3 protein-coding genes are annotated in these 4482 nt (G+C 57.7%); all 3 read right to left on the reverse strand.

The annotated features are described in order from the left end of the window. On the reverse strand, nucleotides 1-1780 hold a 1780-nt coding region (gene rpoD, locus ACRESD_RS26705; protein WP_431753649.1), incomplete at its 3' end, for an RNA polymerase sigma factor RpoD. A 67-nt stretch (nucleotides 1781-1847) separates the two neighbouring features. Next, nucleotides 1848-3818 carry a DNA primase gene (gene dnaG, locus ACRESD_RS26710; protein ID WP_431753650.1) on the reverse strand — a complete coding sequence of 657 codons (1971 nt, stop codon included), beginning with the start codon at nucleotides 3816-3818 and terminating at the stop codon, nucleotides 1848-1850. Between the two features lie 431 nt (nucleotides 3819-4249). Further along, the gene (rpsU, locus tag ACRESD_RS26715) at nucleotides 4250-4465 is read right to left on the reverse strand and encodes a 30S ribosomal protein S21 (protein ID WP_002551877.1); all 216 of its coding nucleotides are present in this window, start codon (nucleotides 4463-4465) and stop codon (nucleotides 4250-4252) included. Nucleotides 4466-4482: the final 17 nt, after the last annotated feature.

Consider the following 4482-nt stretch of genomic DNA (forward strand, 5'->3'; position numbering starts at 1 on the left):
CAATCTGACGGATCCGCTCACGGGTCACGTCGAATTGTTTGCCGACCTCTTCGAGGGTGTGATCGGTGTTCATATCGATACCGAAACGCATGCGCAGCACTTTGGCTTCGCGTGCAGTCAGGCCGGAGAGCACGTCACGGGTCGCTTCCTTGAGGCTTTCGACCGTGGCCACATCGATTGGCGACTGCATGGTCGAGTCTTCGATGAAGTCGCCCAGATGCGAATCTTCGTCATCACCGATCGGGGTTTCCATGGAGATCGGCTCTTTGGCGATCTTCAATACCTTGCGGATTTTGTCCTCAGGCATTTCCATGCGCTCACCCAGCTCTTCCGGGGTCGGTTCGCGACCCATTTCCTGCAACATCTGCCGGGAAATACGGTTGAGCTTGTTGATCGTCTCGATCATGTGCACCGGAATACGGATGGTGCGAGCCTGGTCGGCGATCGAACGGGTGATCGCCTGGCGAATCCACCAGGTGGCATAGGTCGAGAACTTGTAACCACGACGGTATTCGAACTTGTCCACCGCCTTCATCAGGCCGATGTTGCCTTCCTGGATCAGATCGAGGAACTGCAGGCCACGGTTGGTGTACTTCTTGGCGATGGAGATCACCAGACGCAAGTTCGCTTCAACCATCTCTTTCTTCGCGCGGCGGGCCTTGGCCTCACCGATCGACATGCGACGGTTGATGTCCTTGATTTCAGCAATCGTCAGACCGGTTTCGGTCTCAAGCGCGGTCAGCTTCTGCTGGCAACGGATGATGTCCGACTGCAGGCGACCAATGGCTTCGGCGTATTTTGCCTTGCCTTTGGCCAGTGCGTCGGTCCAGCTTTCGTCAACTTCGTTGCCTGGGAACTGGCGCAGGAAGTCGGCGCGCGGCATACGTGCATCACGTACGCACAGCTGCATGATTGCGCGTTCTTGAGCACGCAGGCGCTCAAGGGCGCTGCGAACACGTTCAACCAGGCCTTCGAACTGCTTCGGCACCAGCTTGATCGGCATGAACAGCTCAGCCAGGGCCACCAGCTCGGCAATCGCCTGCTTGTTGGCGCGACCGTGCTTCTTCAGGGCCTTGCGGGTGATTTCCATTTGATCGGAAACCGCACCAAAACGCTGGGCCGCAATGATCGGGTCTGGACCGCTTTCGACTTCATCTTCGTCGTCGCCGCTGCTTTCAGCGTCATCGTCATCGGAATCGTCGTCCGCTTTCGCAGCCTTGGCATCGACAGGCGGCGGCACTTCGGCGGCAGGCGGCGCAATGCCGTCGTCCGGGTCGATATAACCGCTCAGAACGTCGGACAGGCGGCCACCTTCGGTGGTAACGCGGTTGTACTCGGAGAGAATGTGGTCAACCGTGCCAGGGAAGTGCGCGATTGCGCCCATCACTTCACGGATACCCTCTTCGATACGCTTGGCGATTTCAATTTCGCCTTCGCGTGTCAGCAGCTCGACGGTACCCATTTCACGCATATACATGCGCACAGGGTCGGTGGTACGACCGATATCGGTCTCCACAGCAGCCAGCGCGGCAGCAGCTTCTTCAGCGGCAGCCTCGTCGGTATCGGCGTCCGCCAGCATAAGGGAATCCTTATCTGGCGCAGCTTCGAATACGTTGATCCCCATGTCGTTAATCATGCGGATGATGTCTTCCACCTGCTCTGGATCTGAAATATCCTCAGGCAGGTGGTCGTTGACCTCCGCGTAAGTCAGGTAACCCTGCTCACGACCAAGAACGATCAACTCTTTGATACGAGACTGCTGTTGCGCTTTTCCGGACATAACACCCTATCCACTGAAGGTCTTGGCGGGCAAAAAACAAGCCGAGGATTATACCCGAGCTATGACCTCACACGCCAGCTGAGGTCGGGTTTGATGCGGAAACATTCTGTTTTAAGAGGTCGCGCATCTGTTTTGCTATCTGAATTTGCTCTTCAGCCGACAATCCCGGCTGCCTTGCTTTCTTGATGAGTTCATCGAGGGTCTGCGTGTGCTGACCCGCAGATAACCTAGTAATGGTGTCTAAAAACTGTTGTTCAAGGTTGTCGCCGTCAATTAGCCACTCCTTTTCCGCAAGTGCTTTGAGCAGGCGACCCTGTTCGGTGCCATGCCAACGGGCCATCAACTGAATTGAGTTTAGCTTAGGATTTTTCTGGACCGCCTCGATCAAGGCGATCAGTACCTGAGCATAGCTGTTGCTTTCGTTGGCAAAGTGGTCGGCGCTCTCGACCTTTCCCGCCAGCTGCGGGTGGTGAATGAGCGTGCGCAGCGCAATGAGCGTCGGCGCTTCTACGGCGACGGGTGTTCGTGGGGCGTAAGCCTCATCGCGATCACCGCGTTTGCCATTCTTGCTCCAGGGTTTCTTTTCCCATTTCTTACCGTCGGCGCCAGACTTTTTCGGTGTCCACTCCTGCTGGGGCGCGTAGGCCTCCTGCGGTTGGTGGAAGTCGGAATAGTCCGGCATGGCATCGTAATCCATGCCCGGATCATAGGCTGGCGGCGCGTCCTGCGGCGCACTGTGCACCAGTTGGCTGACGGCTTCGCCGCTCAATCCGGTGATTTCCAGCAAGCGCATGCGCATCAGGGATTTCAGGTTGGCGCCTGGCACTTTGTCGATCAACGGTGCGGCGAGGGTGGCCATGTGGGCCTTGCCTTCGAGGGAGCGCGGGTCGGCTTCTTCGGTCAGTTGCTGGAAGAAATAGTCTGCCAGCGGCTGTGCATGTTGATTGATGCGCGCGCGGAATGCGTCGGTGCCTTCGGAGCGCACTAGGGTGTCTGGGTCTTCGCCTTCGGGCAGAAACAAAAAGCGCGCGCGGCGCCCGTCCTGCAGACTCGACAGCGTGGCTTCGAGTGCGCGCCAGGCGGCATTGCGGCCAGCCTGGTCGCCGTCGAAGCAGAACAAAACGCTGGGCACCACGCGAAACAGGCGTTTCATGTGTTCTTCGCTGGTGGCCGTGCCCAAGGTCGCCACCGCATTGCGCAGGCCTTGCTGGGCAAGGGCAATGACATCCATATAGCCTTCAACCACGATGATTTCATCGAGGTTGCGGTTGTTCTTGCGTGCTTCAAACAGGCCGTAAAGCTCTTGGCCTTTATGGAATACCGGGGTTTCCGGAGAGTTCAGGTACTTGGGCTTGTCGTCCCCCAGTACGCGGCCACCAAAGGCAATGATCCGGCCTCGGCTGTCGCGGATCGGAAACATCACGCGATCGCGGAAGCGGTCATAGCGCTTGCCGGTCTCGGCGTTTTCCACCAGCAGTCCGGCGTCGATCATGGCTTTTTGCTGGAGAGTGTCGCTGCTCAGGTGTTTGTACAAATTGTCCCAGCCGGGCGGGGCGAACCCCAGGCCAAAGTCGCGGGCGATCTCACCGGTGAGGCCGCGGCCCTTGAGGTAATCGACTGCAGCCTTGCGCTGGGGATGGCTTTTAAGTGCCTGGCGATAGAAGTCGGCAGCAGCGGTCAGCAGCGGATACAGCGGCGAATCGGTGGGTTGGCGTGGCTTATGCGGGCGGCCACTTTCTTCCCGGGGGATTTCCATGCCAGCGGCTTTCGCCAGTTCCTCGACAGCCTGGGGGAAGTCCAGGTTGTCGTGGTCCATGATGAAGCCGAGGGCATTGCCACCCGCGCCGCAGCCGAAGCAGTAGTAGAACTGCTTGTCGGGGCTGACGCTGAACGACGGGGTCTTTTCTTTGTGAAACGGGCAGCAGGCGGTGTAGTTTTTACCGGCCTTCTTCATTTGCAGGCGTGAGCTGACAACATCGACGATGTCGGTGCGGTTCAGAAGGTCGTCAATAAAGCTCTGGGGAATCAGCCCGGCCATGGCGTTCTCGTCATCACTGCGTGTCAATGAAGCCCGCGAAGTGCTCAGGCACGCAAATTGTGCGGCTCGACCAGCTGTCGTCTATTGGGCTGTCAGGAAGTGTATCTGCCGAGCATTCACTGATGTTAGTTTCCAGTCTTCGGCTTGGAAATGTTGCCCGGGTTTCCGGTCTTGGCCCATGGGAGGCCTCGGAAGATGAGCGCAGCCGATACAGTTGATCGTCTGTTAAAAAATAAGTGTGCTCGTCAGTAGCCTTGTTAGGCTCGTCAGAAGAGACGTGCACCGCTGGCAGAAGAGCCAGTCCTGACGTGTGAAGCAATGTCTCGGTCGCGTGTGCGGCGTCAACAGTGAAGCATCAAGCGATATCCGCAAATGCCATTAGCCCGGCTGAGGGCCGGGCTTGGCAGAAGCTTGCTACGAACGTCTGTGTATTAGTACAGACGAACGGCGCGGCGCTGTTCGCGCTGAACTTTCTTGGCGTGACGCTTAACAGCGGCTGCTGCTTTGCGCTTACGCTCAGAAGTTGGCTTCTCGTAAAATTCGCGGCTACGAACTTCAGCCAGTACACCGGCTTTTTCGCAGGAGCGCTTGAAACGACGCAGAGCTACGTCGAAGGGTTCGTTCTCTTTAACTTTGACGGCTGGCATCCAGAGCTACCTTCTTT

This window comes from Pseudomonas sp. (genome assembly GCF_050739995.1).
Lineage (GTDB): Bacteria > Pseudomonadota > Gammaproteobacteria > Pseudomonadales > Pseudomonadaceae > Aquipseudomonas.